Below are 24714 nucleotides of genomic sequence, written 5' to 3' on the forward strand. Positions count from 1 at the left end.
GTCACAGCTCCGGCTTGGGCGCCTGCCCGGGCAGGTCGTCGGTGCCGAGCGTCTGGATCTGCGCCGTGAGCGAGGCCGCGACCGAGTGGTCGACCTCGGGCTCGGGCAGGTGGTGCTCGCGGAGCACCATCAGCGACTTCGGCTCCAGCGGCAGCGTCTCGCCGGGGTTGAGCGGCTCGGTGTTGGCGCGCTCGCCCGCGGTGTCGACGTACGCGTCCCACTTGGGGGCGTACTCGAAGTCGGGCAACTGGAAGTCGACCTTGTCGTCGCCCGCGTTGAACAGCACGAGGAAGTGGTCGTCGCTGATCGACTCGCCGCGACGGTCGCGCTCGCGGATGCCCTGGCCGTTGAGGAAGACACCCACCGCCAGGCCGAAGCCGTTGTCCCAGTCCTCGGGCTGCATGAGCGAGCCGTCGGGTCGCAGCCACACCACGTCGGGCACCGGAGCGCCCTCCTCCATCTTCACGGGGCGACCGTCGAAGAACCGGCTGCGGCGGAAGGTCGGGTGCTGCTTGCGCAGTCGCGCGAGCGCGGCGGTGAACTCGATCAGCGGGGTGTCGATGTTCGACCAGTCCACCCAGGTGATCTCGTTGTCCTGCGCGTAGCCGTTGTTGTTGCCGCCCTGCGTGCGACCGAGTTCGTCGCCGTGCAGCAGCATCGGAACACCCTGGCTGAGCAGCAGCGTCGCGATGAAGTTGCGCTGCTGCTGCGCACGGCGCTTGAGCACCTCGGGGTCGTCGGTGGGACCTTCGACGCCCATGTTGCTCGAGCGGTTGTGCGATTCGCCGTCGTTGTTGTCTTCGCCGTTAGCCTCGTTGTGCTTCTCGTTGTACGACACGAGGTCGCGCAGGGTGAAGCCGTCGTGGGCGGTGACGAAGTTGATGGATGCCACGGGGAAGCGGCCCGAGTGCTCGTACAGGTCGGCCGACCCGGTGAGGCGCGAGGCGAACTCGCCGAGGGCCTGCGGCTCACCGCGCCAGAAGTCGCGGACGGTGTCGCGGTACTTGCCGTTCCACTCGGTCCACTGGGGCGGGAAGTTGCCGACCTGGTAGCCGCCGGGGCCCACGTCCCACGGCTCGGCGATGAGCTTGACCTGCGAGACGATCGGGTCCTGCTGCACGAGTTCGAAGAAGGCCGCGAGGCGATCGACCTCGTAGAACTCGCGCGCGAGGGTCGAGGCGAGGTCGAAGCGGAAGCCGTCGACGTGCATCTCGAGCACCCAGTAGCGCAGCGAGTCCATGATCAGCTGCAGCGTGTGGGGGTTGCCCACGTTCAGGCTGTTGCCGGTGCCGGTGTAGTCCGTGTAGTAGCGCTTGTCGTCGTCTTCGAGGCGGTAGTACGCCTCGTTGTCGATGCCGCGCATCGACAACGTCGGGCCCATGTGGTTGCCCTCGGCGGTGTGGTTGTAGACCACGTCGAGGATGACCTCGATGCCGGCCGCGTGCAGGGCCTTGACCATGGCCTTGAACTCCTGCACCTGCTGACCGTGGTCGCCGGTGGAGGAGTAGGTGTTCTGCGGGGCGAGGAACGCGATGGTGTTGTAGCCCCAGTAGTTCGACAGCCCCTTCTCCTCGAGAGTGGAGTCGTTGACGAACTGGTGCACCGGCATGAGCTCGATCGCCGTGATGCCGAGCTTCTTGAGGTGCTCGATGACGACCGGGTGGGCGATGCCGGCGTAGGTGCCGCGCAGCTCCTCGGGCACGTCGGGGTGCAGCTGGGTGAGGCCGCGTACGTGCGCCTCGTAGATGAACGACTCGGCGTAGGGGATCTTCGGCTGACGGTCGCCCGACCAGTCGAAGAACGGGTTGATGACGACGCCCTTCATCATGTGGGCGGCGGAGTCCTCGTCGTTGAACGAGTCGGGATCGCCGAACTCGTAGCTGAAGACGGGCTGACCCCAGTCGATCTGGCCCTCGACGGCCTTCGCGTAGGGGTCGAGCAGCAGCTTCGCGGGGTTGAAGCGCTTGCCGTTCGCGGGATCGTACTCCCCGTGCACGCGGTAGCCGTAGCGCTGCCCGGGCAGGATGTTGGGGAGGTAGGCGTGCCAGACGAACGCGTCGACGTCGATCAGCTCGACGCACGTCTCCGTTCCGTCTTCATCGAAGAGGCAGAGCTCTACCTTTTCCGCTCCTTCACTGAACAGGGCGAAGTTCGTCCCATTACCGTCGTAAGTGGCCCCGAGGGGATAACTGGATCCTGGCCATACCTGCTGCACGTCGCTCACGATAGACCAGCGTCGTTTCCGCGAACCTGCGTGGTCACGGCAGTTGACACCCACCCCACCCCCGGCTATGCGCGCGGGTCTCTATGCCCTCTCGGGCGGATGCCGCAGTAGCTCGATGCGCTCGTCGAGGTAGCGCTCCAGGGGCATGTACCCGCCCGCGGCGCTCCAGCGCACGAGCACCTCCCCGCCCCGGAGCGCGAGCGGTGCGCTGCGCTCCCCGAGCGCCGACAGGTCCACCGGCGCCCATTGGATGTGGATCGTCTCGCCCTCTGGCACGCCTCCTCGAGCGGCCGCGGCCGAGAGCTCCGCGCGACGCCGCTGCGATTCCGCGGCGAATCCGCGGCGCACCTCGGCGCGCGAGCGCACGATGTCGCCGGTGCTCAGCACCGCGTCGTCGGTGAGCAGCAGCGCTCCGAGATGCCACGCCGTCCCCCGCGGGGCGATGCGCGCGGCCCGCGGGATGCCGAGCAGGCGGCGCCCTTCCTGCAGTTCCCCCAGGCGCTCGCGCGGGGCGTCGGCCAGCCGCGTCCGCGCGGCGGCGAGGATCCCCTCCACGGCGGTGTTCACCCGCGCTCCCCTTCCTTGCGCGCAGCGCGCGCCTTCTCGAGCGTGCGGAGGCTCGACGCCACCGCCGCAGCGGCATCCGCCCTCTCCTTCTCGCGCTCGTCGAGCTCCTGGGCGGCGGCGTCGGCCTCCGCCTCGGCGCGCTCGAGATCGGCGCGGAGCCCATCGACGCGCTCGCGCAACCGCTCCGCTCGCTCCTGCGCCGAGACCCGTCGGCGCTCCGCCGCGGTCTGCTCCCGCTCGGCGGCGGCGTGCGCGCGCTCCGCTTCGCGTTCCGCACGCTCGGCGGCCTTGCGCTCCCGGCGTGCGGCGAGGTCGTCGCGCGGCTGCGGCGCCGGGAGCGCCTCGGGAACCGACCCCGCGACGGCCGTCGTCAGCTCTCCCTCGCCGAGATCGGCGAGGTCGATCGGGGCGACGAGGCGCCCGGTGAGCACGGCCGCCGCCACCGACTCGTCGACCACCGCGGCGTTGATCGTCTTCTGCACGGCATCCGCCACCGTCGCGCTGAGGGGCGTTCCGGCCTCGGCCGCGAGCTCTCCGGCCCGCCGCGCGAGCGCGGCCACCAGCTGCCGGCGTTGACGCCCCAGCCGAGACAGTTCAGCGGCGTCGAGGTCGTCCTGCGCCTCGTGCAGGGCCCGCGACAGCTCGACGGCCTCGCCGAGCTGCCCGTCGCGCACGAGCAGGTTCACGGCCCACGCGGCCACCGTGGGCTTGCGCAGCTTCGCGATGCGTCGGCCCACCGCCCCCGACTCCGCCGCGGCACGTTCGTTGCGCGCCGCGGTGAAGCGCGCCGGCGGAAGCGCGAGCAGCTCTGCGGCGACCTCGTCGAGGCGGGCGGCGTCGTCGCTCATCCCTCCATTGTGGCCACCGCGGCCCGACCGGGCCACTCGATGCCCTCAGAGGGAGACGACTCCCGGCCGCGGCCCCCGGATCTCGCGGTGCAGGCGCTCCATGCGGTGATCGAGTTCTGCCGCGATGTCGGCGGCGTCCTTCAGCTCGTCGAGGAGGTCGGAGGGGACGAGCCGGTCGTACTTGTAGTAGATCTTGTGCTCGAGGCTCGCCCAGAAGTCCATCGCGATCGTGCGGAACTGCACCTCGACGGGCACGTCCACCCTGCCGGTCGACAGGAACACGGGCACCTCGACGATCACGTGCAGACTCTTGTAGCCGTTCGCCTTCGGCTGGGCGATGTAGTCCTTCACGTCGCGGACGGTGATGTCGTCCTGCTGGGTGAGCAGGTCGGAGAGCCGGTAGGCGTCGTCGATGAAGCTGCACGTGACCCGGATGCCGGCGATGTCGGTGATCGTCGACCTGATCGACGCGAAGTCGGTGTCGATGCCCTTGCGGCGCACCTTGTCGACGAGACTGTCGGGCGACTTCACCCGGCTCGAGACGTGCTCGATCGGGTTGTACGCGTGCATCTCCTGGAACTCTTCGCGCAGGATCGAGATCTTCGTCTCGACCTCGGCGAGCCCGAAGCGGTACTCCATGAGGAACCGCTGGAACTCGTCGCGCATCGCGCGCAGCGCGGCCCCCGAAACGGTGATCTGCTGATCGTCCAGCGGGTCAGACATGATCCGACCGTAACCAGCAGCGCTACGAGGTCGCTGGGAGCCTCACGCTCGCGGCGGCGCGGGAGCACGCGGAACGAGCTCGCCGTCGACGACGTCGATCGCGGTCAGACCGTCGAAGACGTCGGGAAGATCGTCGTCGTGGCCATCCGCAGGTTCAGGGTGCCAGGGATTCGGGGGAGATGTCACGGCGCCCTCCTTCCGTGCATTCCCTTCACGATGACACGCCCGGGGTGCGCGACCCCCGCCCTTGACACTCGCCGACGCCCCGCGTACCCCCCGGGTGTCCTGGCGTATCGTGGGCCGCATGGGGACCATTCACTACGGCGGCAGCGGCACGATCGTGCACATCGAAGACCGCGCCCTCGCGCACCTCAAGGTCGTGATCTCCACCAAGCTGCGTCGCGGTGAGAGCTTCACGCTCTCGTGGCGTCACCGCGACGACGAGGAACGCGGCCGCAGCACGCTGTGGCTGCACCCGGCGATCCCGCTGCGCTTCGTCTTCGACGACGCCGAGCCGACGATGCTCAGCCGCGAGTGGATCGAGCGCCTGGCCGATTCGGCCAACTCCTCGGGCGGCATCATGCTCGTGCCCGAAGACATCACCCCGGCCGAAGAAGCCGAGAAGCACTGAGGCGGGTCAGCCCTCTTCGACGAGGGCGTCTTCGCTCGGTTCGGGAGTGATCGCCAGCCCATTGGGGCCGGATGCCGCGAGCATGAGGTCTTCGACCCACACGCGGTTGATGCGCGGCTGACGGCTTCCGTAGAAGTGGAACTGGATGGGCACCGAGGGGTGCATCCAGAAGCTACGACGCCCGCTGCCGTCTCCGACCTCGACGTCGAACATGAACGACTCCGACCGGCGCAGCTTGTTCATCACGACGATGCGCAGGTGCGCGAGCGTGCGGTCATCGATGTCGACCGCATTGGCGACGGTGTCGTAGATGAATCTGCCCATGCGCACGAGCCTATCCGAGGAACGCAGATGGGACCGCTTCCGCGGAACGACCCGTCATTGCCACGTCACCGGACGCGAATCAACCCCCGCGATCGGCCCTCGAGGTCGCGACTACCGTTGCGGGTGTGGGAACGCTCTACTACGGCGACGTCGCGACGCCGATCGAGATCGAAGACCGCGCCCTCGCGCACGTCAAGGTCGTCATCGCCACCAAGCTCCGCCGCGGTGAGAGCTTCACCCTGTCGTGGACGCACGGGCCCGACCAGGAGGTCGGCCGCAGCACCGTGTGGCTGCATCCGTCGATCCCGCTGCGGTTCGTGTTCGACGAGCCCGAGCCTGCTCTCCTGAGCCGTTCGTGGATCGAAGCGCTCGCCACCTCGGCCAACTCTTCGGGCGGTCTTCTGATCGTGCCCGAGCCCGAGCACCCCGGGTCGTGACTCAGACGAGCGGCGGACCGAGGATCTCGCGGGCCCCGTCTTCGACGGCGGTCGGCACCACGAGCGGACGACCGGCCGAGAAGGCCTCCCACTCGCGCAGCACGATCGCCTCGATACGGCCGGGATCCTCGTCGGGGTAGTCCGCGCGCAGGCGACCGAGGACCTCGCGGAACGGAGCGACCAGCACGCCGTCGACCTCGCGGACGACGTCGCTCGAGCGCGCAGAGATCACCGCATCGCGTGCATCGTCGTCCATGTCCCCCATGGTTTCACGCGCTGTCACGCCCGCCTAATGCTGCGGGGGAAAGAAGGCCGCCTAGCTACTCGCCTCGTTCGCGATCGGGGTTCAGTGGGCGACGTCGACCTCGACCGGGTGCGGGTCGACCTGGTCCACGGCATCCTGCAGGCGCCCGAGGCACGCGATGACCGCGGCACTGTCTTCGGGCGACATGTCGACGACGGCCGACATCATGCGGGCGTGCATGTCGCCCAGCGTGGCCCGCACCTCGTCGTCGCTCTCGGTCGTGGCCACGATGAAGATGCTGCGGCGGTCGGTGGGATGCGGCACGCGCGTGACGTGTCCGGTCTTCTCGAGTCGGTCGACGATCGCGGTGGTGGACGCCGTGGAGACGCCCAGGTAACGGGTGAGCTCGCTCGGCGAGACCTGTCGGTTCTGGCCGGCGGCCCTCAGCAGGTAGCGCAGCACGAGCAGCTCGTTCTCGCCCATCGACATCGATTCGCGCGTGCGACGACGCATCGCCACCTCGGCGGCGCGGTACACGCGGAAGGCCTGGAGCACGTCGACCGCGCGACGGCGGCGATCCTCTTCACTCGCGCCGTACCAATAGCGCGACGCTTCCGACCCGTTTTCCACCTGGGCATCCTATGTCAGAGCCGCTCGTCCAGCCCCCTGCCCCTGCGGTTGATCGACAGGTAGCATGGCGGAATACAACAGTCGCCTACTTGATCGGGTTCGAAACCACTAGATCACCGAGACACCTGAGGAGGAGAGATGCGACACACGGCCTCCGCCGACGACGTGGTCAGAGCGCTCAACGACCTCACCGACTCGGGCATCGCTTCGGAGCGAGCGGCGCTGAACTCCCTGGGCATCGGCCCCAACGACGCGAAGGTGCTGCGCTTCCTGCTGCAGCGCTCCCCCGACGACGAACCCGTCACCCCTCGTCTGCTCGCCTCGATGCTCGGCATCTCGTCGGCGGCGACCACGGCGCTCATCGACCGCCTCGCCGACGCCGGCTGGGTCGCGCGCGAGCCGTACCCCGGCGACCGCCGGTCAATCGTCGTCCGCGAGACCATCGACCCCTCATCCCCCGCCCGCCGTGTGCTGTCGGTGCGTCGTTCCTCCGCCGTGGCCGCGGCGGCGCGCCTCGGCCCCGCCGAACGCCGCGTGGTCGCCGACTTCCTCGACGACATCGCGCGCGGAGAGCAGCAGGACATCGACGACATCTCCGCAGACGAAGAAGCGTCCCGCACGACCTGACCCGGTCGCGGGGACGCCTCGTCGTTCAGCGGGTGAGGGTCACTCCGTGGAGCGGCCGGTTTCGCCCTGCAGACGCTCGATCTGCTCCGATGCCTCGGCCTTGGTGAGGTCGGCTGAGATCTCCTCTCCGGCCTGACGGGCGAGGGTGTCGAGGTAGCTGGCCTGCGGCGCGGTCATCGGCTCGTCACCGGTGACCCAGTCCGACGGGTCCTTCTCTGCGGGGTTGTCGCCCTCTCGCTGTGCGCCGAGGGTCTCGTGTTCACGGGAAGTATCGCTCATGCAGGAAGGCTAGGCCGCACCTGCGACGTCGGGTCCGGGATTGACAGCGGATGCCGTGGCGTACGGCATCCTGGATCGATGGCCGACTCCTCCTCCATCGACGTGCAGGTCGAGACGCACCGGCGGGGCGCGGTCCGCACGCGCGTCACGCGCATGTCGACCGGAGCGCGGGCGGACCGCGCCTTCGTCCTCATCGCCGGCATCGGCGTCGCCGCGACCTATTTCGAGTTCCTCGCTCCGCTGCTCGCCGGACGCGGAGAGGTGTTCGCGCTCGATCTGCCCGGTTTCGGTGGGGTCCCGGCATCCGGAGAACAGCCCACCGCCGCGTTCTTCGCCGACCAGGTCGAGAGCGTGCTCGACCACTACGACCTCGTCGACCCCGTTCTGCTCGGCCATTCGATGGGGACGCAGGTGGTCACCGAGGTGCTCGCCCGGCGCCCCGACCTCTCGCACGCCGTCCTCGTGAGTCCGGTCGTCGACGAGGCGGAGGCCAACGCCCTCGTCCAGGCCGTGCGCTTCGTGCAGTCGACCGTGCGAGAGTCGCTGCACATCGCCCTCCTGGCCGTCTCGGCCTACCTGCTGTGCGGAGTGCTGTACTTCTTCGAGGCGCTCCCCCACATGCTCCGCTACCGCATCTCGGACCGCGTCGGCGCGGGGCACGCGCGCCTGCTCCTGCTGCGCGGCGAGTTCGATCGCCCGTCGCCGCGGCGGTTGCACTCCCGTCTCGTCGCGCGCGCCCGCAGCGCCCGCCGATGGGAGATCGAGGGCGCCGCGCACTGCGTCGTCAACAGCCACGCGGTCGGCGTCGCGCGGCTGGTCTTCCGGCACATCGACGACGATCTGGGACCAAAGGGGCGGATGCCGGCGGCCGAAGCCGCAGTGCCGCCCGCGACGCACGCCGACATCAGCATGGTGCTCGGAGCGGTGGCCAGTCGCCTCGCCGAATGGATCAGCGCCGCCCGCAAGGACGAGAACGGCGTGGAGCGCGCCAAGGCCCGTCACGCCCGGGTGCTCTGGAGGGCCTACCGCCCGAAGGGGTGAGGGCTACCCGCCCCGTCGCGCGGCGGCAACCCCCGCGACGAGATCGGCGCGAGCACGCAGCATGGGGTGGTGTCGCCTCGCCCCCGCACGCTGCGCCTGTGAACGTTCCCCCCGCCCTCGACCCCCGACGGTGGTGGGCCGACGCGGTGACCGCCGACCGCCTGCTGCTCGCCGCCAAGACGGCCGTCGCCGCCGCTCTCGCCTGGTATCTCGCGCCGTACGTGCCGTGGGCGCAGAGCGAGTACTCGTACTACGCGCCGCTCGGGGTGCTCGTCAGCATGTATCCGACGGTCGCGCGATCGGCCTCCAGCGGCGTGCAGGCCGTGGTCGGGCTGGGGATCGGCATCGGCCTGGGGCTCGCCAGCCTCGCCGTCGTGGGCCTCGGCGTGCCGCGCATCGCCGCCGTGGCCGCCGTCATCCTGATCGGCGTGCTCCTCGCGGGGGTCCGCGCCCTCGGCGTGGGCCGCGACTGGGTGGCCATCGCCGGGCTCTTCGTGCTGCTGCTGGGCGGCGCCGACCCCGACGGCTACTCCGTGTCGTACCTCGTCACCATGGCGTTCGGCGTCGTGGTCGGCGTGATCGTGAACCTCGTCGTCGTCCCGCCCCTGCGCGTGAAGCGCGCCGACGACCGCCTCGCCGAACTGCGCGACGCGCTCGCCGCGTCGCTGCGGAGCATCGCCGATTCGCTCGCCGGCCACTCGTTCGACCCCGACGCCGCGGACGAGGCCGAAGCTCGCCTGCGCGGCACCCTCGCCGATGTGCGCGAAGAGGTCGAACTGGCCGACGAGAGCCGCCGCTACAACCCGCGCGGTCGCCGGCTGCAGGCGCCGCGGGACCTCGGCTGGCGGCGCCTCGACGCCCTGACGGGCACGGCCGACGCCACGCGGGAACTCTCCGCCGCCCTCGCCGGCCTCACCAGCGGTCCCTCCGTCGACGCCAAGCTCCCCGCCGACGCGCGCCGGGTCCTCTCCGAAGCGATCACGACGGTGGCGCACCTGGTCGAGACACCGCCCGATCCGGTCGGTACGGCCGACCAGCTGCACGCTGCCGAGGAGGCGTTGACGACCTTCACCGACCGTCTTCGCGCACTCGAGGCGCACGACGAACCCCTCGACGCCTGGGCCGCGGCCGTGAGCCTTCGCCGCGTGATCGCGGCGTGCGGGCCGTTCTCCGATCCGGATGCCGACACCGGGGCGCACTGACCCCGCCCGCCGCCGTGGGTCAGAGCCGGCCGCACGCCGCGTCGAGGGCCCGATCGAGGGCGACGGCGGTGGCGCGTCGGGCCGCAGCGGGCACCGCGGCGAGGAAGCCCCCGACGAAGGTGTCGCCCAGGCCGATCGTGGTGGGTTGGGCTGTGTCGACGACGAAGGCCGCCACTCCCGTCGCGCCGAGCTCGCGCTCCGTGGCGGCGACGACCGTCTCGCCGCCGGGGTGTCGGCCCAGGCGCGCGGTGTCGTCGAGGTCGGCCGCCGTGCAGGCGTCACCGAGCCGGAAGCGCGTGGCCGCCGTGCGCACCGCGCTCTCGAGGCCCGCGCGGTGCGCGGCCGCTGCGGGGCCGACCGCGATCGCCCAGTACCGGGTGTGCACGACCAGGGCCCGTGCGGGGATCAGCGCGTGCGCGTCGGCGAGGGCGGCGCAGACATCGGCCGGCGAGAGCAGGTCGACCGGGCGGGCGAGGTACTCCTGCAGCTCGTCCTCGTTCATCCCGTAGACGTCGATGCGCTCCAGGAGGCGCTCGCGCACGAGGGCCGACAGCTCGCGGCGGTAGAACCCCGCGTCCTCGTAGTAGACGAGGGCCTCGGGCGGGAGGCGCCGCATCGCCGCGACGAGATCGTCGAGCCGCGACGCGAGCAGAGCGGCATCCTGCATCGTGTTGAAGCCCGACACCAGGAATGCCGCCGCGTCGGCGAGGGCGTCACTGAGGCCGACCGCGATCGCCATCTCGCGGTTCGGGGCGTCGTTCGCGAAGATGATGCGGTTCGACGTCCGCGCCGTCACCGCCCCGTCGACCAGACGCACCGTCGTCGCTTCGGGGTACTGCACGATGAGGTGCGGGTCGAGGGTGTCGTGCGTGGCCGACGAGACGATGCTCATCGACGCAGGCAGCAGACGCCGCACGTTGTCGTCGATGCTCACGAGATGCTGCACCGTGGGCACGCCGATGCGGTCGAGGGCGATCCCCGCGCGCACCCCCGTCCCGCCGAGGGTGATGGTCTTGTCGAAGTGCGCGGCGAAGGTCTCCACGATCTCCGACGACAGCACGAAGCGCTCGCCTCCCCCGCCGGTGGCGAGGAAGGCGAGCACGGTGACGACGAGCGCCCGCTCGTCGATGATCGGCGTCGTGGTGGTCAACTCGTCGACACGGATGCCGTAGCTCTCGGCGAGGGCTGAGAGCACATCGGCATCCCACCGGATCTCGTAGTCGACGGTGCCGCCGAGTCCGAGCACGAGGTCTTCCGCCATGACGTCGATCACCGTCCGATCAGTAGAGGTCGGCCTTGCCGGCGGCGCCGAACAGGTCGATCTTCTCAGCGGCGGTCACCTTCATGGCGGCGATGCACTCGGGCTGGATGGCGTTCGGCTCGCGCAGGCGGCGGTCGGTGCCGAGCACCTCGCGCATGCGGTCGTGGTACGCCACCTTGATGTCGCTGGAGATGTTGATCTTGTTGATGCCGAGCGACACCGCGCGGGCGAGCTCCGCGTCGGGGTTGCTCGATCCGCCGTGCAGCACGAGCGGGATGCCGACGGCGGCCTTGATCTGCCCGAGCAGGTCGTGGCGCAGCTCGGGGTTCTTCTCGGCCGGGTAAAGCCCGTGCGAGGTGCCGATGGCGATCGCGAGGCTGTCGACGCCGGTCTGCTCGACGAAGCGCACCGCGTCGTCGACGTTGGTGTAGATGATCTCGGCCGCTCCCGACTCGCCGTAGCTGTCGTTCGCGCCGATGGTGCCGAGCTCTCCCTCGACCTGCACGCCGACGGCGTGGGCGGCCTCGACGACCTTGCGGGTGAGCGCCACGTTCTGCTCGAACGGCTCGAGCGAGGCGTCGATCATGACCGAGGTGAAGCCGGCCTTGATCGCGGTGATGATCTGGTCGTACGTTCCGCCGTGGTCCCAGTGGATGGCCACCGGCACGCTCGAGCGGTGCGCGCGGGCGTGCATCGCCGGGATCAGGTCGGTGGTGATGTGCGAGACCTCGTCGGGGTGGATCGCGATGATGACCGGAGCGTTCTTCTCCTCGCTGATGTCCATGATCCCGGTGAACATCGCCCAGTCGCTGATGTTGAAGGCCGGGATGGCGAAGCTGTGGGCATTGGCGACGTCGAGGATGGACTTGCCGGTGTAAAGCACGGATGACTCCTTGTTCGGGGTTGGTTGGGCGGCGGTCAGCTCTTCACCGAGCCGGCCGTCAGGCCGCTGATGAAGAAGCGTTGGAAGAAGAGGAAGAGCAGCAGCACCGGGATCGAGCCGAGGATGCTCATCGCCATGATCTGGTTCCACTCGTACGAGTGCTGGCCCATGAGCAACTGGATGCCGATGGGCACGGTGCGCATGTCGATGGTGCGCGTGAGGGTCAGGGCGAACAGGAACTCGTTCCACGCGATCATGAACGTGTAGATGCCCACCGAGACGATGCCCGGGATCGAGATCGGCACGAGCACGCGCCACAGCGCGGTGAAGGAGCCGGCGCCGTCGACGCGGACCGCCTCGTCGAGCTCCTTGGGGAGGGTGTTGAAGTACCCGGTCATCATGATGATCGCGTAGGGCAACGTGAAGACCATGTAGGTGAAGATCAGGCCCGGATAGGTGTTGTAGAGCCCGAGCCCGACCATCAGCCCGAAGTACGGGATGAGCAGCGTGATCGGCGGCACGGCCTGGACGCTGACGATGATGACGTTGACGATGCGCTTGCCGCGGAACTCGAAGCGGCTGAACGCGTACGCCGCCTGGATCGCGACGAGGAGCGTCAGGATCGTCACCGCTCCCGCCACGACGTAGCTGTTGATGAAGAAGCGCACCGTCTCGGGGTTGGTGAGGATCGACACGTACGCGTCGAACGAGAAGGTGTCGGTGATCAGGCGCGGCGGGAGCTCGAAGATCTGCGTGTTCGACTTGAACGAGCTCGACAGCATCCACAGCACCGGACCCGCGGCGAACACCGCTCCGATGACGAGGCCGATGAGCACGCCGGTCTGGGCGAGCCGGCGACGCGTCTTCGTGGTAGCGACGCGCTGACGCGGGGCGGTGGTGCCGACGCGCTGACGCGGCGTGGTGGTCGTCGAGGCCATGTCAGTCCCTCGCCTTCTGCTGGCGGACGTAGAGCACCGCGATGATCATCGACATCGCCAGGACCAGCACCGCCGAGGTGGAGGCCATCGAGAAGTCGTATTTCGCGAATGCGAGCTTGTAGGTGAAGGTGCTGAGCATCTCGGTGACGTCGATCGGACCGCCGCCCGTGGTCAGCCAGATGAGGGCGAACTGCTGCGAGGTCCAGATCAGGTCGAGCAGCACGAGGCTGACGATGATGGGTCGCAGCTGCGGGATCGTGACGTTCCAGAACCGCTGCGCGGGGCTCGCCCCGTCGACGGTCGCCGCCTCGTACAGGTCGCTCGGAATGCCCTGGAGGCCGGCGAGCAAGCTGACCATGAAGAACGGGTAGCCGGCCCAGATGTTGATGAACGTGACGGTGCCCAGGGCGAGCTGCGGCGACGAGAGCCACTCGATGTTCGTGTTCAGGAGGAAGTTGACGATGCCGTTGGGGGCGAGCAGCATGCGCCACAGCACCGCGATCACCGCGACGGTGAACAGCCAGGGCAGCACGTACAGCCCGCGGAAGATCGCGCGGGGCACCGCTCCGATCAGGCGACTGTTGAGCAGCATCGCGAACGACAGACCGAGCACGAGGTGCGCGGCGACGCTGGTGAGGGTGAAGAAAAGGGTGTTGCCGGTGGCCTTCCAGAAGCCCGGGTCCGTCAGGATCGCGACGTAGTTGTCGACGCCGACGAGGTCGGGGCTCTTGTTCAGGATGACGTTGTCCTGGAAGGAGTACCCCACGACCATCACGATCGGAACGATCATCAGGACGAAGAGCAGGATCAGGGTCGGCGACAGGAAGACGTACGCCTCGCCGGCCTTGCGGAGCTGGCGGGTGCGGCGCGAGGTGGGCCGTCCGGTGACGATCACCTCGGTGTCGGGGGGAGTGAGGGTGCGCATTGACATGGTGTGCGGCTTTCGATGAGCGGGATGCCGCACCGCCAGGCGGTACGGTGCGGCATCCCGGATCAGGATCGGATCAGAACTCCGACGTCCATTCGTCCTGCGACTTCTTCAGCGCGTCGCTCATGGACTGCTGACCGTCGAGGGCTGCCTGGAACTGCTCGCCGAATTGGCGCATCAGGTCCTCGGCGACGGGCAGACCGGTGAACTCGTTCGCCGGGTAGCCCTTCTTGTAGATGTCGAAGGCGGTCTTGAACAGCTCGTCGTCTTCGACGAACGTGGGCACGCTCTCGGTGTTGCCCGGGAACGCCTTGGCCATCGTCGACAGCTCGCTGTTGACGTCCTTGCCCATCAAGAACTGCACGAGCTTGAATGCGGCGTCCTTGTGCTCGGAGTTCTCGGCGACACCGATGCCCCACGAGGCGTAGGGGATGCCGCGCTCGCCGGAGAAGCCGTCCTCGGCGGGGATCGCCGAGATCGAGAACTTCAGGTCGGGGTTGGACTCGCGGATGAGGTTGATGTGCGCGAGCGAGTCGATCATCATGCCCATGCGGCCGTTCGTGAACTCCTCGACCTTGTCCTGCTCCTTCATGGTGAACGAGCCCGGCGCGATGACGCCGTCTTTCCACAGCTGCTGGATGTAGTCGGTCGCCGACGAAACGTCGGAGTTCGTCAGGTCGGGCTTGCCGTCCTTGAGCATCGATCCGCCCGAGGCCCACACCCACGACATGACGTCGTTCTGCACGCCGTTGGGGGCTTCGAGCGAGAGCGGAAGCACCCACCCGGAGACGTCGCCGCCGAGGGCGGTGATCTTCTTCGCGGCGTCGGCGAACTCGGTGCGCGTGGACGGCGGAGCCGAGACGCCCGCCTGCGAGAGCAGACCGTCGTTCGTGAACATCGGGTAGACGAAGTTGACGACCGGGATCATGTACGTGCTGCCGTCGACCTTGATCTGGCTGGCGAGCTGGCTCTCGTCGTAGCCGGAGTCGCTCATGAGCTTCGACAGGTCGGCGATCACGCCCTGCTTGGCGAAGTCGCTGACCCACGCGCCGTCGAGACCGACGACGTCGGGCATGGTGCCGGATGCCGCTCCGGCGAAGAGCTGCTCCTTGGTGGAGGCGTACGGGCCGCTGACCAGGTCGACCTTGATGCCCGGGTTCTCCTTCTCGAACTGGTCCATGAGACCGCGGAATTGCCCGTCGCCCAGTTCGGGCTCCCACCACTGGGCGAATTCGATCGTGACGTCCCCGCCGTCCGCGGGTGCGGCGTTGTTCGACGAGCACCCCGCCATCGCCAGGAGGGTCGTGGCCGCTGCTGCGACACCGACGAGCTTGAAGGCGTTCCGACGCCGGCGCCCGCTGTTGTCCATCGTTTCTCCTCGTTGAGATCTGCTGCATTTCGCGCTGTTCTGCGCGTTCTTGCATCTTTGAGCATGAGTATGCGCGTCCTTGCGGGGGAAGGTCAAGCGTTCGATGCAGATTCGTGACAATTCACGCACGAAAGCGCGCCAGAGAACGCAGATCACCGACCAAAGCTGCTGTTCTTTGCCGTTTTCTCACAAATCCTGCGGATGCCGCAGCAGAACCGTGCTAAAGATGACGCCATGGACGGAACCACAGCCACGACGAAGCGGCGGTTGCCGGCGGGCCGCAAGGCGGAACTCGCCGCCTACGTCGCCGACACCGGACAGGTCACGGTGGTCGACCTCGCCTCGCACTTCGGCGTCTCGATCGACACCGTCCGCCGCGATCTCGATCAGCTCGATCGCGAGGGCATCGTCGTGCGCACGCACGGCGGGGCCGTCAGCGCGATGTCGGTCCCCGGCCGTGATCGCGGGCTGGACGTGCGCCTGCAGATGCAGATCTCCGAGAAGGAGCGCATCGCCGCCCTCGCCGTCGAGCTCATCGAAGACGGCTCCACGCTCATGCTGAACGCCGGCACGACGACGCTCGCCGTCGCTCGCGCCCTGCGCAACCACCGCGACCTCACCATCGCGACGAACAACCTGCGCATCCCCGCCGAGATCTCGCCGTCGGTGTTCCGCGACCTCTTCATCTTCGGCGGAGCGGTCCGCACGATCACCCAGGCCACCACGGGCCCGGTGACCCTCGCGATGAACTCGCACTCCCCCGAGGTCGACATCCGCAGCGACTACGCCCTCATCGCGGTGGGGGCGGTCGACGGGTCGGGCTTCTCCACGAGCAACCTCGGCGACGCCACGATGATGACCGAGATGATCCAGAAGGCCGACCGCACGGCGATCCTCGCCGACTCCTCCAAGCTCGACCGGCGCCTGTTCGCGCAGATCGCCCCTCTCGAGAAGGCGGACTACCTCATCACCGACGCACCGCCGTCCGCGGAGCTCGCTGCAGCCCTCGCGGAGGCGGGCGTCACGGTCCTGACCCCCTGACGCTCAGTCGGCGACGAGGGGCACGCGCAGGATCGCGTCGGAATCGCCGCCTCCACGGTCGGTGTTGCTCGTCACGACCCACAGTGCACCGTCGGGGGCGACGACGACGTCGCGCAGCCGCCCGTACGTGCCGACGAAGTACTCCGACGCCGCGCCCAGGTCCGCCGTCGGGATGACGCGCACGCGCTGGCCGCGCAGGTTGGCGATCACCACCGCCCCGTCGATCACCGCGAGACCACTCGGACTGGCATCCGTCGGCGCCCACTGCTGCACAGGGTCCACGAAGCCCGCCTGCCCTCCCGTGCCCTCGACCTCGGGCCAGCCGTAGTTCGCACCCGGCTCGATGACGTTCAACTCGTCCCAGGTGTTCTGGCCGAACTCCGACGCGTACATGACGCCCGCGGCATCCCACCCGATGCCCTGCGGGTTGCGGTGACCGAGACTCCACACCGGCGAACCCGGGAACGGGTTGTCGGCAGGTATGGCCCCGTCGGGCTCGACGCGCAGGATCTTGCCGCCGAGCGAACCGGAATCCTGGGCGGCACCGGGCTCGGAGGCATCTCCGGCCGTGACGTACAGCAGACCGTCGGGGCCGAAGGCGATGCGCCCGCCGTTGTGGATGTTCGCCGAGGGGATGCCGTCGACCACCGTCTCGGCGGCGCCCAGGCGCAGCGAGCCGGGCTCGCCCTCGAGGGGGAGACGCATCACGCGGTTGTCGTCGGCCGTCGTCGCGTAGGCGTACAGGAACCCGTCGGAGACGGCGATGCCGAGCAGGCCTCCTTCGCCGCCGGGCGCGACCCCGGGTACCTCGCCGACCACTCGCGTGGATCCGTCGACGATCTCGAGCACCTCGCCGGTGTCGCGTTGGCTCACCAGCGCGGTGTCCGCGTCGAAGGCGACCGACCACGGGGTCGTGAGCCCCTCGACCACCGTGGTCGGCTCCGGAGAGAGGGCGAGCGGTGCATCGGAAGACGGCGACGGCGACGGGGCAATGGACGAGGGCGGCGCGGGGCTCGGGATGCCGGCATCCGTCTGCCGTTCGGCAGCGCATCCGGCGAGGGCGGCGAGCGCGAGCGCCCCGACGGCGGCCGCGGTCGCGCGCAGCGGAACAGTGGCGGTGGTCATGGCTCTCCTCGTCGGGGTCCGTGGATCTCCGGGATACCCGCCCGACCTGAGTTCTCGGTGAGGGTTGCGCCGCCTCGCGTCGCGCGGGGGCGAGCGTCGTTCGCGGGTGACCTCCATCTGGCGGGCGGGTGAGAGGTCGGAGGACCCTGCCGTGGGGGTGACGCCGCCGCGCTCCGCCGCGCGGCCCTCGTGATGGGGCCGGACGACACTCCACCCGCCCGGGTCGACGTCGGCACGCCCCTCAGCCGCGATAACGCGGGTCCTTGTATGAGGATGCCCAACCCCGTCCTCGCCCACCAAGGAGCACCCGTGTCCTCATCGTCGTCCTCACCCACGCCCGCGCGCCGGCGCCGCCGCCTCGCGCTGCCCGTCGTCCTCGCCGGCAGCATCGCCTCGCTGATCCTCGCCCTCGGGCTCTCACCCACCGTCGCCGCTTTCACCGCGTCGATCCAGAACACGATCAACACCGCCGGCGCGGGCTCGCTGATCATGCAGGAGAACGACTCCACCGGGCAGATCGTCTGCAAGAGCACCGACGGTGCGAGCGGGGTGTCCACGAACAGCGCCACGTGTTCGACCATCAACAAGTACGGCGGCGACTTGGCGATGGCACCGGGCCAGACGGTCACGACGAACATCCCGATCCTGAACGCCGGAACGCTCGACGCGAAGGGCTTCACGCTGACCCCCGGCGCGTGCACCCAGTCGGCCTCGAGCACGGTCTACGGCTCCGCCACCGACCTGTGCTCGCAGATGAAGATCAAGATCACCTCCGGCGCCTTCGTCCTCTACGACGGCACCGTCGCCGGCCTGTCGTCGACGATCGACATCCTCGACAAGGTGGGGGCCTCTTCGCTCCCGGCCGGTTCGTCGGCGACCTTCACGTTCGCGGTGACCCTGCCGAGCACCCTCGACGCCAGCTACTCGAACCTGAAGGTGTCGCAGCCGCTCACCTGGACGTTCTCGTCCTGAGCCCCGCCCCGTGACCGACACCCTCGAAGCTCCGCCCGCCCGGGGTCGTCGCGGATCCGCTTTACCGATGGCGGTCGTGATCGCGTTGCTCGCGGTCGCGATCGCCACCGTTCTCGGGGCCACGGGCACCCGTCTGTTCGTCGTCGAGACCCCGAGCATGGCCGAGGCGGCGCCCGTCGGCACGCTCGTCGTGACGGAGCCCCGCAGCCACTACGACGTGGGCGATGTCGTGACGTACACGCACGACGACCGCACGATCACGCACCGCATCGTCGAGACCGACGGCGACGTCTTCCGCACGCGTGGCGATCTCAACGGCTCCGCCGACCCGTGGGACGTGCGTCCCGATCAGATCATCGGCGCGGCCACGCTCATCGCACCCGGACTCGGGTTCGTGCTGAAGGCCGCCCCTTGGCTCCTGCTCGGCGCGGCCCTCGTCGAGACGCTCGCGCGGGCGCGCTCCGGCCGTCGCGCCTGGGCGTGGAGCGTTCGGTTGACCGGATGGGCCGTCGTGATCACCGCGCTGACCTTCTGGCTCCGCCCCTGGTTCAACATGGTGCTGCTCGATTTCCGCGCCGCCGACAGCGGCGACGGAGCCCTCATGCACGTCGTGAACACCGGCATCCTGCCCCTGCTCGTCGACACGACCCGTCTGATCAGTGGCGAGCAGGCGACGGTGCTGTCCACTCATCGCATCGCTTCGGGTGCGTACTCGCTCACTCCCGTGCCCGACCCCGACTTGCCGGCGCGCATCCTGCTCGTGCTCCTGTGCCTTCTGCCCTTCTTCGCGTCCCTCCTGATCTGCGAGAGCGACGTCGTGCCGGCCGGGGGCGTGCGCGTCCGCGCCGATCGTCGCGCGCGCACGGTGCTCGTCCCCGTGGCCATCGCGACCCTCGTCGCCGTGATCGCGCTCACCTGCGTCGGCGGAAGCCAGGCCGCCCTCTCCGCATCGATCCGCAACACCTCCGACACGGCGGGGGCGATCAATCAGGACTGCCGCTTCGCCGTGACCCGCCTCGCCGCCGAGAACCCCTCCGACCTCTACGCCGCGTACGCGATGTCGGCGACCTCGACGGCATCCGAGACCGACATCTCGGGCCACGGTCGCACCGGCACCTGGCGCAAGCCCCCCACCACCTCGGGCTCGGTAGGATGCCGACGCGACAGCCCCGCCAGATCCGTGACCTTCGACGGCTCGCAGTGCCTGTACGTGCCCGGCCAGCTCGACCCGCAGACCTACAGCCTCGAGGCGTGGTTCTCGACCACCTCGGCCCCGAGCGGCAAGATCGTGGGGTTCGGCACCGACCCGGCACCCGAGAACGAGAACCACTGGGACCGCCACATCTACCTCGACGCGACCGGGCGCATCGTCTACGGCAACTTCCCCGACGCCTTCGCCCTGATCGCCACGCCCGCGGGCAGAAGCTACGCCGACGGAGCGTGGCACGCGGTGGTCGCGACGCTCTCGAGCTCCGGCATGCAGCTGTACGTCGACGGTGCACTCGTCGGCACCGACGGCGCCACCCGAGGCCAGTGGTACGACGGCTACTGGAAGTTCGGGTGCGGCAAGACCGACTTCTGGACGTCGCAGACCGGTCCCGCCGCGAGCGACCCCGCCTTCTTCACGGGCTCGATCCAGTACGGCGCGATCTACGACCGGGTCCTGACGGCCGCGGAGGTCGAGGACCACTGGCTCGCCGGCACCGGGTGACGTGGATGCCGACCGGAGACGACCGGCCGGGGTGTCGCCCGGACGGACCCGCGGGGCAAGATGGTCGCCGCGACGCCCGGAACGCCGCGGCGACGCGCGTCAGGCGACGACCCGCTCGCGGGCCGGGGCCTCGTCGTCGAACTCCACCTCGGGCGTGCGACGGCGGAAGCCGCGGGTGAGCACCGCCAGCCAGATCACACCCACACCGATCCACACGAGCCCCACGGTCAGGGCGAGGGGCGACAGGCTGAACCACAGCCACGCGGTCAGGGCGAAGGCCAGGCCCGGCAGCACCCCGTACCGGAAAATCGCCGCGCCCCCGCGCCGACGCTCGTCGATGAGGAAGTGCTTCACGACCGAGAGGTTGACCAGCGAGAACGCGGCGAGCGCGCCGAAGCTGATGAGGGATGCCACGGTGTTCAGGTCGGCGAAGAGCGCGGCGAGAGAGACGACGCCGACGAAGAGGGCCGCACCGATCGGCGTGCGGTACCTCGTGCTGAGCCGGGCGAAGAAGCGCGGGAGCACACCGTCGCGGCCCATCGCGAAGAGGATGCGCGAGACGCTCGCTTGGGAGGCGAGGGCCGCCGCGATGCAGCCGGCGATGTAGGCGACGAGGAAGAACACCTCGAGCCAACGGCCCGCCGACATCTCCATGATCTGGTTGGCCGCGGCATCCGGATTCTCGATGTCGGCCACGTTCGGGATCACCAGCGTCGACACGTAGGCGATGACGGTGAAGATGAGTCCGCCGATGACCGTCGTGAGGACGATCGCCCGGGGAACCGTGCGCTCGGGGTCGCGCGCCTCTTCGGACATCGTCGAGATCGCATCGAATCCGAGGAACGACAGCGCCAGCATCGCCGCGCCGGCCAGGAGCCCCGGGAAGGTGAGGCCCGCGTCGTACAGCGGCTGCAGCAGCGAGACGCCCGGGTTCTGCAGCACGTGCAGCACCGCGCACACCACGAACACCGCGGCGAAGACGAGCTGCAGGCCCACGAGCACGAGGTTCGCGTTGCGCACGACCGTGACGCCGACGATGTTCAGGCCCGTGATCAGCAGGACCCCGGCCAGGGCGAACACCCACGGGGGGATCCCCGGCAGCTGCGCGTTGAGGTAGATGCCGATCAGCACGTAGTTGATCAGCGGCAGCAGCAGGTAGTCGATCATGAGCGACCAGCCGGTGAGGAAGCCGACCGTGCCGCCGAAGGCGCGGCGGGCGTAGGTGTAGGCGCTTCCGGCGCGCGGGAACGCCTTCACGAGAGCGGCATAGCTGAACGCCGTGAAGAGCATCGCCACGAGGGTGACGAGGTAGGCGGTCGGCACGTGGCCGCCCGTGGTGACGGCGACGAGGCCGTAGGTCGTGAACACGGTGAGGGGCACCATGTACGCCAAGCCGAAGATGACGAGGGAGGGAACTCCCATGACTCGCCGCAGCGAGGTGTCGGTGGAGGTCACGCGCTTTCCTGTTCGGGTGAGACGGCGGCGGGTTCGGGGACCGGCGCCGTATAGGTGCGGATACCGCGTCGCCAGGTGCCCCGGATTCGGGCATCGGCGATGCGGTCGGCGGGGCCGCGGCGCACGTCGCGGTCGAGCCAGACGAGGTCGGCGCGCATGCCGGGACGCAGGGTCCCGCGGGTGGCATGGTCGCCGGCCTGGTGGGCCACGCCGCTCGTGGCGGCGTCGATGGCTTCGGAGAGGGTGAGTCGTTCGTCGGGCTGCCAGCCTCCGGCCGGTCGGCCGGCGGCGTCCTGCCGCGTGACGGCGGTGCGGAGCCCCACCAGGACGTCGGGCGAGGTGACGGGCCAGTCGCTGCCGAAGCTGAGGCGTGCTCCGGCATCGCGGGCCGCACGCATGCGGTACTGCCGCTCGCGGTGGGGGCCGAGGCGCGGGAGGGTGAGCTCGGTCATGACGTCGTCGGCCATCGCCCACTGCGGCTGGAAGCAGAACGTCACGTCGAGGTCGGCGAGACGGGGCAGGTCGGCGGGGTCGACCACCTGCGCGTGCGCGATGGTCAGCCGTCGGCCGCGCCGCAGGCTCTCGCGGATGCCCTCCGCCGCATCGAGGGCGGCGCGCACCGCGGCGTCGCCGATGGCGTGGAGATGCACGTCGAAACCCGCGGCGTCGCACGCGGCGACGGCGTCGACGAGCTGATCGGGCCGCCAGTTGGGCAGGCCGCGCGTGCGGGCGTCGTGGTAGCACTCGAGCAGGTGGGCCGTGTGGTTCTCGAGGATGCCGTCGACGAAGAACTTCACGGTGCGGCAGGTCAGCCCGGGCGCGGCCGACACCTGCGCGGCCGTCTTTCGCAGCTCGTCGAGCTGAGCGGGCCAGCGGGTGGGGTCGGCGCGCAGCGCGAGGTCGACGTCGACCGCCAGGCGTCCGGCGCGCGCGGCGGCGATCCACGTCGGCACGTCGGGCGCCTCGGTCCACGCCTCCTGCACCCACGCGATGCCATGTGCGGCGAGGGCGGCGGTGGCGGCGGCGAGCGCCTCGACGTCGTCGGCGAGAGAGGGGCGCGGAGCATGATCGAGCACGAGGTCGATCGCCGGACGCTCGATCAGGGTTCCCGAGGGCGAGCCGTCGGCTCGACGCACGATGCGGCCGAGCTCGGGGTCGGGGGTGTCGGCGTCGACCCCGGCGGCACGCAGCGCCGCGGAGTTGACCCACACGGTGTGGTAATCCCAGGCGTGCAGCACGACGGGGCGGTCGGGCACGGCGTCGTCGAGCCAGCGCGCGTCGAACAGGCCGCCCTCGACGATCGTCGCGTCGTAGCTGCCGCCGACGAGCCATGCGGCATCGGATGCCGCGGCCCACTCCCGCACGCGCTCGACGATCTCGGCCACACGGGCGGCGTCGCGCAGGGCGGGTCCAGTGCGCTCGCGACCGGCCAGCAGCGGGTGCGCATGGCCGTCGCCGAAGGCGGGCAGCAGCAGCCCCCCGTCGAGGTCGACGTGCTCGGCGTCGGACGACACGGGATGCGCGTCGTCGACCACGACACCGTCGACGACGACGAGACGGTCGATGTCGGGCTGCTGCCCGTCGACCCGAATCGTCCCGCCGGTGAAGACGACGATCGCCATGGAAAACCTCCTCGTGACCCACGCTGTGAGAAACATACAGCGTAGGTTTCTTGAACGCTACGACGAGTCCTCCCCCGCTCCCGGCCGTTTCGCCGACTCGTCACGAACGCCTTACACGTTCGAAACACATCGCATCGCGTAGCGTGGTCGAACCCCACCGAAAGGCCCCGCCGTGCCCCGGCCGACCCAGCCCAAGCTCTCGCGCGACGCGATCGCCCGTGCCGCGCTCGCCCTCATCGACCGCGACGGCAGCCAGGGGGCGAGCATTCGCCGGGTCGCCGACCGCCTCAAGGTGCACCCGACCTCGCTCTACAACCACGTGCCGAATCTCGCCGCGTTGGTCGAAGACGTCCGCGCCCTCGTGTCGGCGCGCATCGATTCGTCATACCTCCGCGAACGCGAATGGGAGGAGGGCCTGCTGCTGTGGGCGCGCTCCTACCGCGACGCCTTCCGCCGGCATCCGAAGACCATCCCCCTGCTGATGTCGCAGAGCTCGTCGGCTCCCCTGCTGATGTCGCAGTACGAGGACTTCGCGATCGCCGCGGAACGCGTCGGCTGGTCGAGCGACGACATCCTCCCGCTGCTGACTGCTTTCGAGTCGTTCATCATCGGCAGCGTGCTCGACATGACCGGCCCCTCGGTCATGTTCGACCCGTCGGGGCAGGAGCAGGACGTCCCCCGCTTCGCGGCTGCCTACGACACGCTCTCGAGCCACGACCCGGCCGACCCGGTGGCCACGCGCGCGTTCGAGCTCGGCCTGTCACTGCTCATCGCGGGAGCGCGTCCCCGCCCTCCCGCGTGAGCCCGGCTCACATGCGCGCGTAACGCGCGCGGGCGAAGCAGAACAGCCCGTACACGACGAGTCCGGCGCCTACGAGCCAGAGCACGATCTGACCGAACGGCAGCCCGGCCAGCGAGCGCAACGCCGCGTCGAGACCGCCGGCGGCGTTCGGGTCGTGCGCGAAGGCCGCGACGAGGAACAGGATTCCGGCGACACCGATCGCAATGCCCTTGGCGATGTAGCCCACCATGCCGAACGTCCGGATGCCGCGACCCGCGGTTCCGCCGGGGCTCGAGATGTTCTTCATGAAGGCCTTGGTGATTCCGCGGATGATGAAGGCGACGCCGATGGCGGCCACGGCGAGGCCGATGACCACCAGGACCACGACGCCGGCGGGTGTCGCCATCAGCTGCGCGCTCATCGTGCGCGACTGCTCCCCCGAGTCGGAGCTGCCTCCCGAGACCACCGTGAAGGCGGTGAGGGCGATCGCCGCATAGGCGACGGCGGTGCCGACGTCCTTCGCGCGATGGGCCCATCGCTTCTTGGTGTCGGGGTCGCGCTCGGCGACGGCTTCGGCGATCTGCCAGACCGCGAGGGCGGCGAGACCGATCACGATGACCCACAGCAGCAGCATTCCGGCCGGCGCCTTCGCGACCTGGCCCAGCGCCCCGCTCTGGTCGGCGGTGTCGCCGCCGCTGCCGGTGGCGATCGAGATCGCGATGACCCCGATCAACAGGTGCAGCAGCCCCAGCACCACGTAGCCGATGCGCGCCGCCGCTCGGAAGGCGGTGGAGTCCTGCGCTTTGTCGGCGGCGGCGGAAGCGGAGGCGGAGGCGGAAGTCATCCGGGCA

General features: G+C 69.6%; 27 protein-coding genes. 9 read left to right on the forward strand and 18 right to left on the reverse strand.

All coding sequences use genetic code 11. The annotated features are described in order from the left end of the window. Position 1: 1 nt before the first annotated feature. From glgX to RWH43_RS03615, 5 genes are all read right to left on the reverse strand, one after another. Positions 2-2224, reverse strand: a complete 2223-nt coding sequence (gene glgX / locus RWH43_RS03595) for a glycogen debranching protein GlgX (RefSeq protein ID WP_316000684.1) — start codon at positions 2222-2224, stop codon at positions 2-4. A gap of 81 nt (positions 2225-2305) precedes the next feature. Next, entirely contained in the window at positions 2306-2791 is a 486-nt protein-coding gene (locus RWH43_RS03600) for a glutaminase (protein ID WP_144829910.1), read from the reverse strand. Further along, positions 2788-3639: a transposase gene (locus tag RWH43_RS03605; RefSeq protein WP_316000685.1), complete on the reverse strand. Its 852-nt coding sequence runs from the start codon at positions 3637-3639 to the stop codon at positions 2788-2790. Before RWH43_RS03605 ends, RWH43_RS03600 begins: the two co-directional genes overlap by 4 nt. Before the next feature lie 45 nt (positions 3640-3684). Beyond that, positions 3685-4362: a GTP pyrophosphokinase gene (locus tag RWH43_RS03610; RefSeq protein WP_144829916.1), complete on the reverse strand. Its 678-nt coding sequence runs from the start codon at positions 4360-4362 to the stop codon at positions 3685-3687. A gap of 42 nt (positions 4363-4404) precedes the next feature. Then, positions 4405-4548, reverse strand: a complete 144-nt coding sequence (locus RWH43_RS03615; RefSeq protein WP_186325419.1) for a hypothetical protein — start codon at positions 4546-4548, stop codon at positions 4405-4407. Between the two features lie 118 nt (positions 4549-4666). On the opposite strand from RWH43_RS03615, the gene RWH43_RS03620 reads away from it, so the two are divergent. Next, on the forward strand, positions 4667-4993 hold the full coding sequence (locus tag RWH43_RS03620; protein ID WP_144829919.1) for a DUF7882 family protein: 327 nt from the start codon (positions 4667-4669) through the stop codon (positions 4991-4993). A 6-nt stretch (positions 4994-4999) separates the two neighbouring features. Here RWH43_RS03620 and RWH43_RS03625 read toward each other — a convergent pair whose 3' ends face one another. Continuing rightward, positions 5000-5317 carry a DUF7882 family protein gene (locus RWH43_RS03625; RefSeq protein WP_056226105.1) on the reverse strand — a complete coding sequence of 106 codons (318 nt, stop codon included), beginning with the start codon at positions 5315-5317 and terminating at the stop codon, positions 5000-5002. Between the two features lie 125 nt (positions 5318-5442). Between RWH43_RS03625 and RWH43_RS03630 the strand changes: the two genes are divergently transcribed. After that, positions 5443-5754, forward strand: coding sequence for a DUF7882 family protein (locus tag RWH43_RS03630; RefSeq protein ID WP_144829922.1), 312 nt, complete (start codon positions 5443-5445; stop codon positions 5752-5754). Position 5755: 1 nt separating this feature from the next. Here RWH43_RS03630 and RWH43_RS03635 read toward each other — a convergent pair whose 3' ends face one another. Continuing rightward, on the reverse strand, positions 5756-6010 hold the full coding sequence (locus RWH43_RS03635; protein ID WP_154096225.1) for a hypothetical protein: 255 nt from the start codon (positions 6008-6010) through the stop codon (positions 5756-5758). 90 nt (positions 6011-6100) lie between these two features. Next, positions 6101-6628, reverse strand: a complete 528-nt coding sequence (locus RWH43_RS03640) for a MarR family winged helix-turn-helix transcriptional regulator (protein ID WP_316000686.1) — start codon at positions 6626-6628, stop codon at positions 6101-6103. A 138-nt stretch (positions 6629-6766) separates the two neighbouring features. Here RWH43_RS03640 and RWH43_RS03645 point away from each other — a divergent pair, with 138 nt between their 5' ends. Next, a complete protein-coding gene (locus RWH43_RS03645; RefSeq protein ID WP_144829931.1) occupies positions 6767-7255 on the forward strand; it encodes a MarR family winged helix-turn-helix transcriptional regulator in 489 nt (162 codons plus the stop codon). 39 nt (positions 7256-7294) lie between these two features. Here RWH43_RS03645 and RWH43_RS03650 read toward each other — a convergent pair whose 3' ends face one another. Beyond that, positions 7295-7534: a DUF3072 domain-containing protein gene (locus RWH43_RS03650; RefSeq protein ID WP_144829936.1), complete on the reverse strand. Its 240-nt coding sequence runs from the start codon at positions 7532-7534 to the stop codon at positions 7295-7297. Between the two features lie 78 nt (positions 7535-7612). Here RWH43_RS03650 and RWH43_RS03655 point away from each other — a divergent pair, with 78 nt between their 5' ends. Continuing rightward, positions 7613-8575, forward strand: coding sequence for an alpha/beta fold hydrolase (locus RWH43_RS03655; RefSeq protein ID WP_316000687.1), 963 nt, complete (start codon positions 7613-7615; stop codon positions 8573-8575). A 98-nt stretch (positions 8576-8673) separates the two neighbouring features. Continuing rightward, positions 8674-9777 (forward strand): aromatic acid exporter family protein, encoded by a 1104-nt coding sequence (locus tag RWH43_RS03660; RefSeq protein WP_316000688.1) that lies wholly within the window; start codon positions 8674-8676, stop codon positions 9775-9777. Positions 9778-9796: 19 nt separating this feature from the next. Here the strand turns inward: RWH43_RS03660 and RWH43_RS03665 are convergent, their stop codons facing one another. The 5 genes from RWH43_RS03665 to RWH43_RS03685 form a co-directional block, all read right to left on the reverse strand. Beyond that, complete coding sequence (locus RWH43_RS03665; protein WP_316000689.1) at positions 9797-11050, reverse strand: ADP-dependent glucokinase/phosphofructokinase; 1254 nt, start codon at positions 11048-11050, stop codon at positions 9797-9799. Between the two features lie 7 nt (positions 11051-11057). Then, positions 11058-11921, reverse strand: a complete 864-nt coding sequence (locus RWH43_RS03670) for a ketose-bisphosphate aldolase (RefSeq protein WP_316000690.1) — start codon at positions 11919-11921, stop codon at positions 11058-11060. 35 nt (positions 11922-11956) lie between these two features. Next, positions 11957-12859, reverse strand: a complete 903-nt coding sequence (locus RWH43_RS03675; RefSeq protein ID WP_316000691.1) for a carbohydrate ABC transporter permease — start codon at positions 12857-12859, stop codon at positions 11957-11959. A 1-nt stretch (position 12860) separates the two neighbouring features. Beyond that, the gene (locus tag RWH43_RS03680; protein WP_144829949.1) at positions 12861-13790 is read right to left on the reverse strand and encodes a carbohydrate ABC transporter permease; all 930 of its coding nucleotides are present in this window, start codon (positions 13788-13790) and stop codon (positions 12861-12863) included. A 73-nt stretch (positions 13791-13863) separates the two neighbouring features. Continuing rightward, positions 13864-15156: an ABC transporter substrate-binding protein gene (locus RWH43_RS03685; protein WP_316000692.1), complete on the reverse strand. Its 1293-nt coding sequence runs from the start codon at positions 15154-15156 to the stop codon at positions 13864-13866. A 234-nt stretch (positions 15157-15390) separates the two neighbouring features. Here RWH43_RS03685 and RWH43_RS03690 point away from each other — a divergent pair, with 234 nt between their 5' ends. Next, positions 15391-16197 carry a DeoR/GlpR family DNA-binding transcription regulator gene (locus RWH43_RS03690; RefSeq protein ID WP_316000693.1) on the forward strand — a complete coding sequence of 269 codons (807 nt, stop codon included), beginning with the start codon at positions 15391-15393 and terminating at the stop codon, positions 16195-16197. 3 nt (positions 16198-16200) lie between these two features. Here the strand turns inward: RWH43_RS03690 and RWH43_RS03695 are convergent, their stop codons facing one another. Continuing rightward, positions 16201-17322, reverse strand: coding sequence for a PQQ-dependent sugar dehydrogenase (locus RWH43_RS03695; RefSeq protein ID WP_316000694.1), 1122 nt, complete (start codon positions 17320-17322; stop codon positions 16201-16203). Positions 17323-17631: 309 nt separating this feature from the next. Here RWH43_RS03695 and RWH43_RS03700 point away from each other — a divergent pair, with 309 nt between their 5' ends. Both RWH43_RS03700 and RWH43_RS03705 read left to right on the forward strand, forming a co-directional pair. Beyond that, positions 17632-18294, forward strand: a complete 663-nt coding sequence (locus RWH43_RS03700) for a hypothetical protein (RefSeq protein WP_316000695.1) — start codon at positions 17632-17634, stop codon at positions 18292-18294. A gap of 67 nt (positions 18295-18361) precedes the next feature. Continuing rightward, the gene (locus tag RWH43_RS03705) at positions 18362-20005 is read left to right on the forward strand and encodes a LamG-like jellyroll fold domain-containing protein (protein ID WP_144829964.1); all 1644 of its coding nucleotides are present in this window, start codon (positions 18362-18364) and stop codon (positions 20003-20005) included. Positions 20006-20104: 99 nt separating this feature from the next. Here the strand turns inward: RWH43_RS03705 and RWH43_RS03710 are convergent, their stop codons facing one another. Together RWH43_RS03710 and RWH43_RS03715 are read right to left on the reverse strand one after the other, a co-directional pair. Then, a complete protein-coding gene (locus tag RWH43_RS03710; protein ID WP_154096229.1) occupies positions 20105-21460 on the reverse strand; it encodes an APC family permease in 1356 nt (451 codons plus the stop codon). Further along, positions 21457-23082 (reverse strand): amidohydrolase, encoded by a 1626-nt coding sequence (locus RWH43_RS03715; RefSeq protein WP_316000696.1) that lies wholly within the window; start codon positions 23080-23082, stop codon positions 21457-21459. Before RWH43_RS03715 ends, RWH43_RS03710 begins: the two co-directional genes overlap by 4 nt. Before the next feature lie 172 nt (positions 23083-23254). On the opposite strand from RWH43_RS03715, the gene RWH43_RS03720 reads away from it, so the two are divergent. After that, a complete protein-coding gene (locus RWH43_RS03720) occupies positions 23255-23884 on the forward strand; it encodes a TetR/AcrR family transcriptional regulator (RefSeq protein WP_144829972.1) in 630 nt (209 codons plus the stop codon). Positions 23885-23891: 7 nt separating this feature from the next. Here the strand turns inward: RWH43_RS03720 and RWH43_RS03725 are convergent, their stop codons facing one another. Next, entirely contained in the window at positions 23892-24707 is an 816-nt protein-coding gene (locus RWH43_RS03725; protein ID WP_316000697.1) for a DUF1206 domain-containing protein, read from the reverse strand. Positions 24708-24714: the final 7 nt, after the last annotated feature.

It is taken from the genome of Microbacterium algihabitans (assembly GCF_032464975.1).
In the GTDB taxonomy this organism is placed as follows: Bacteria; Actinomycetota; Actinomycetes; order Actinomycetales; family Microbacteriaceae; genus Microbacterium; species Microbacterium algihabitans.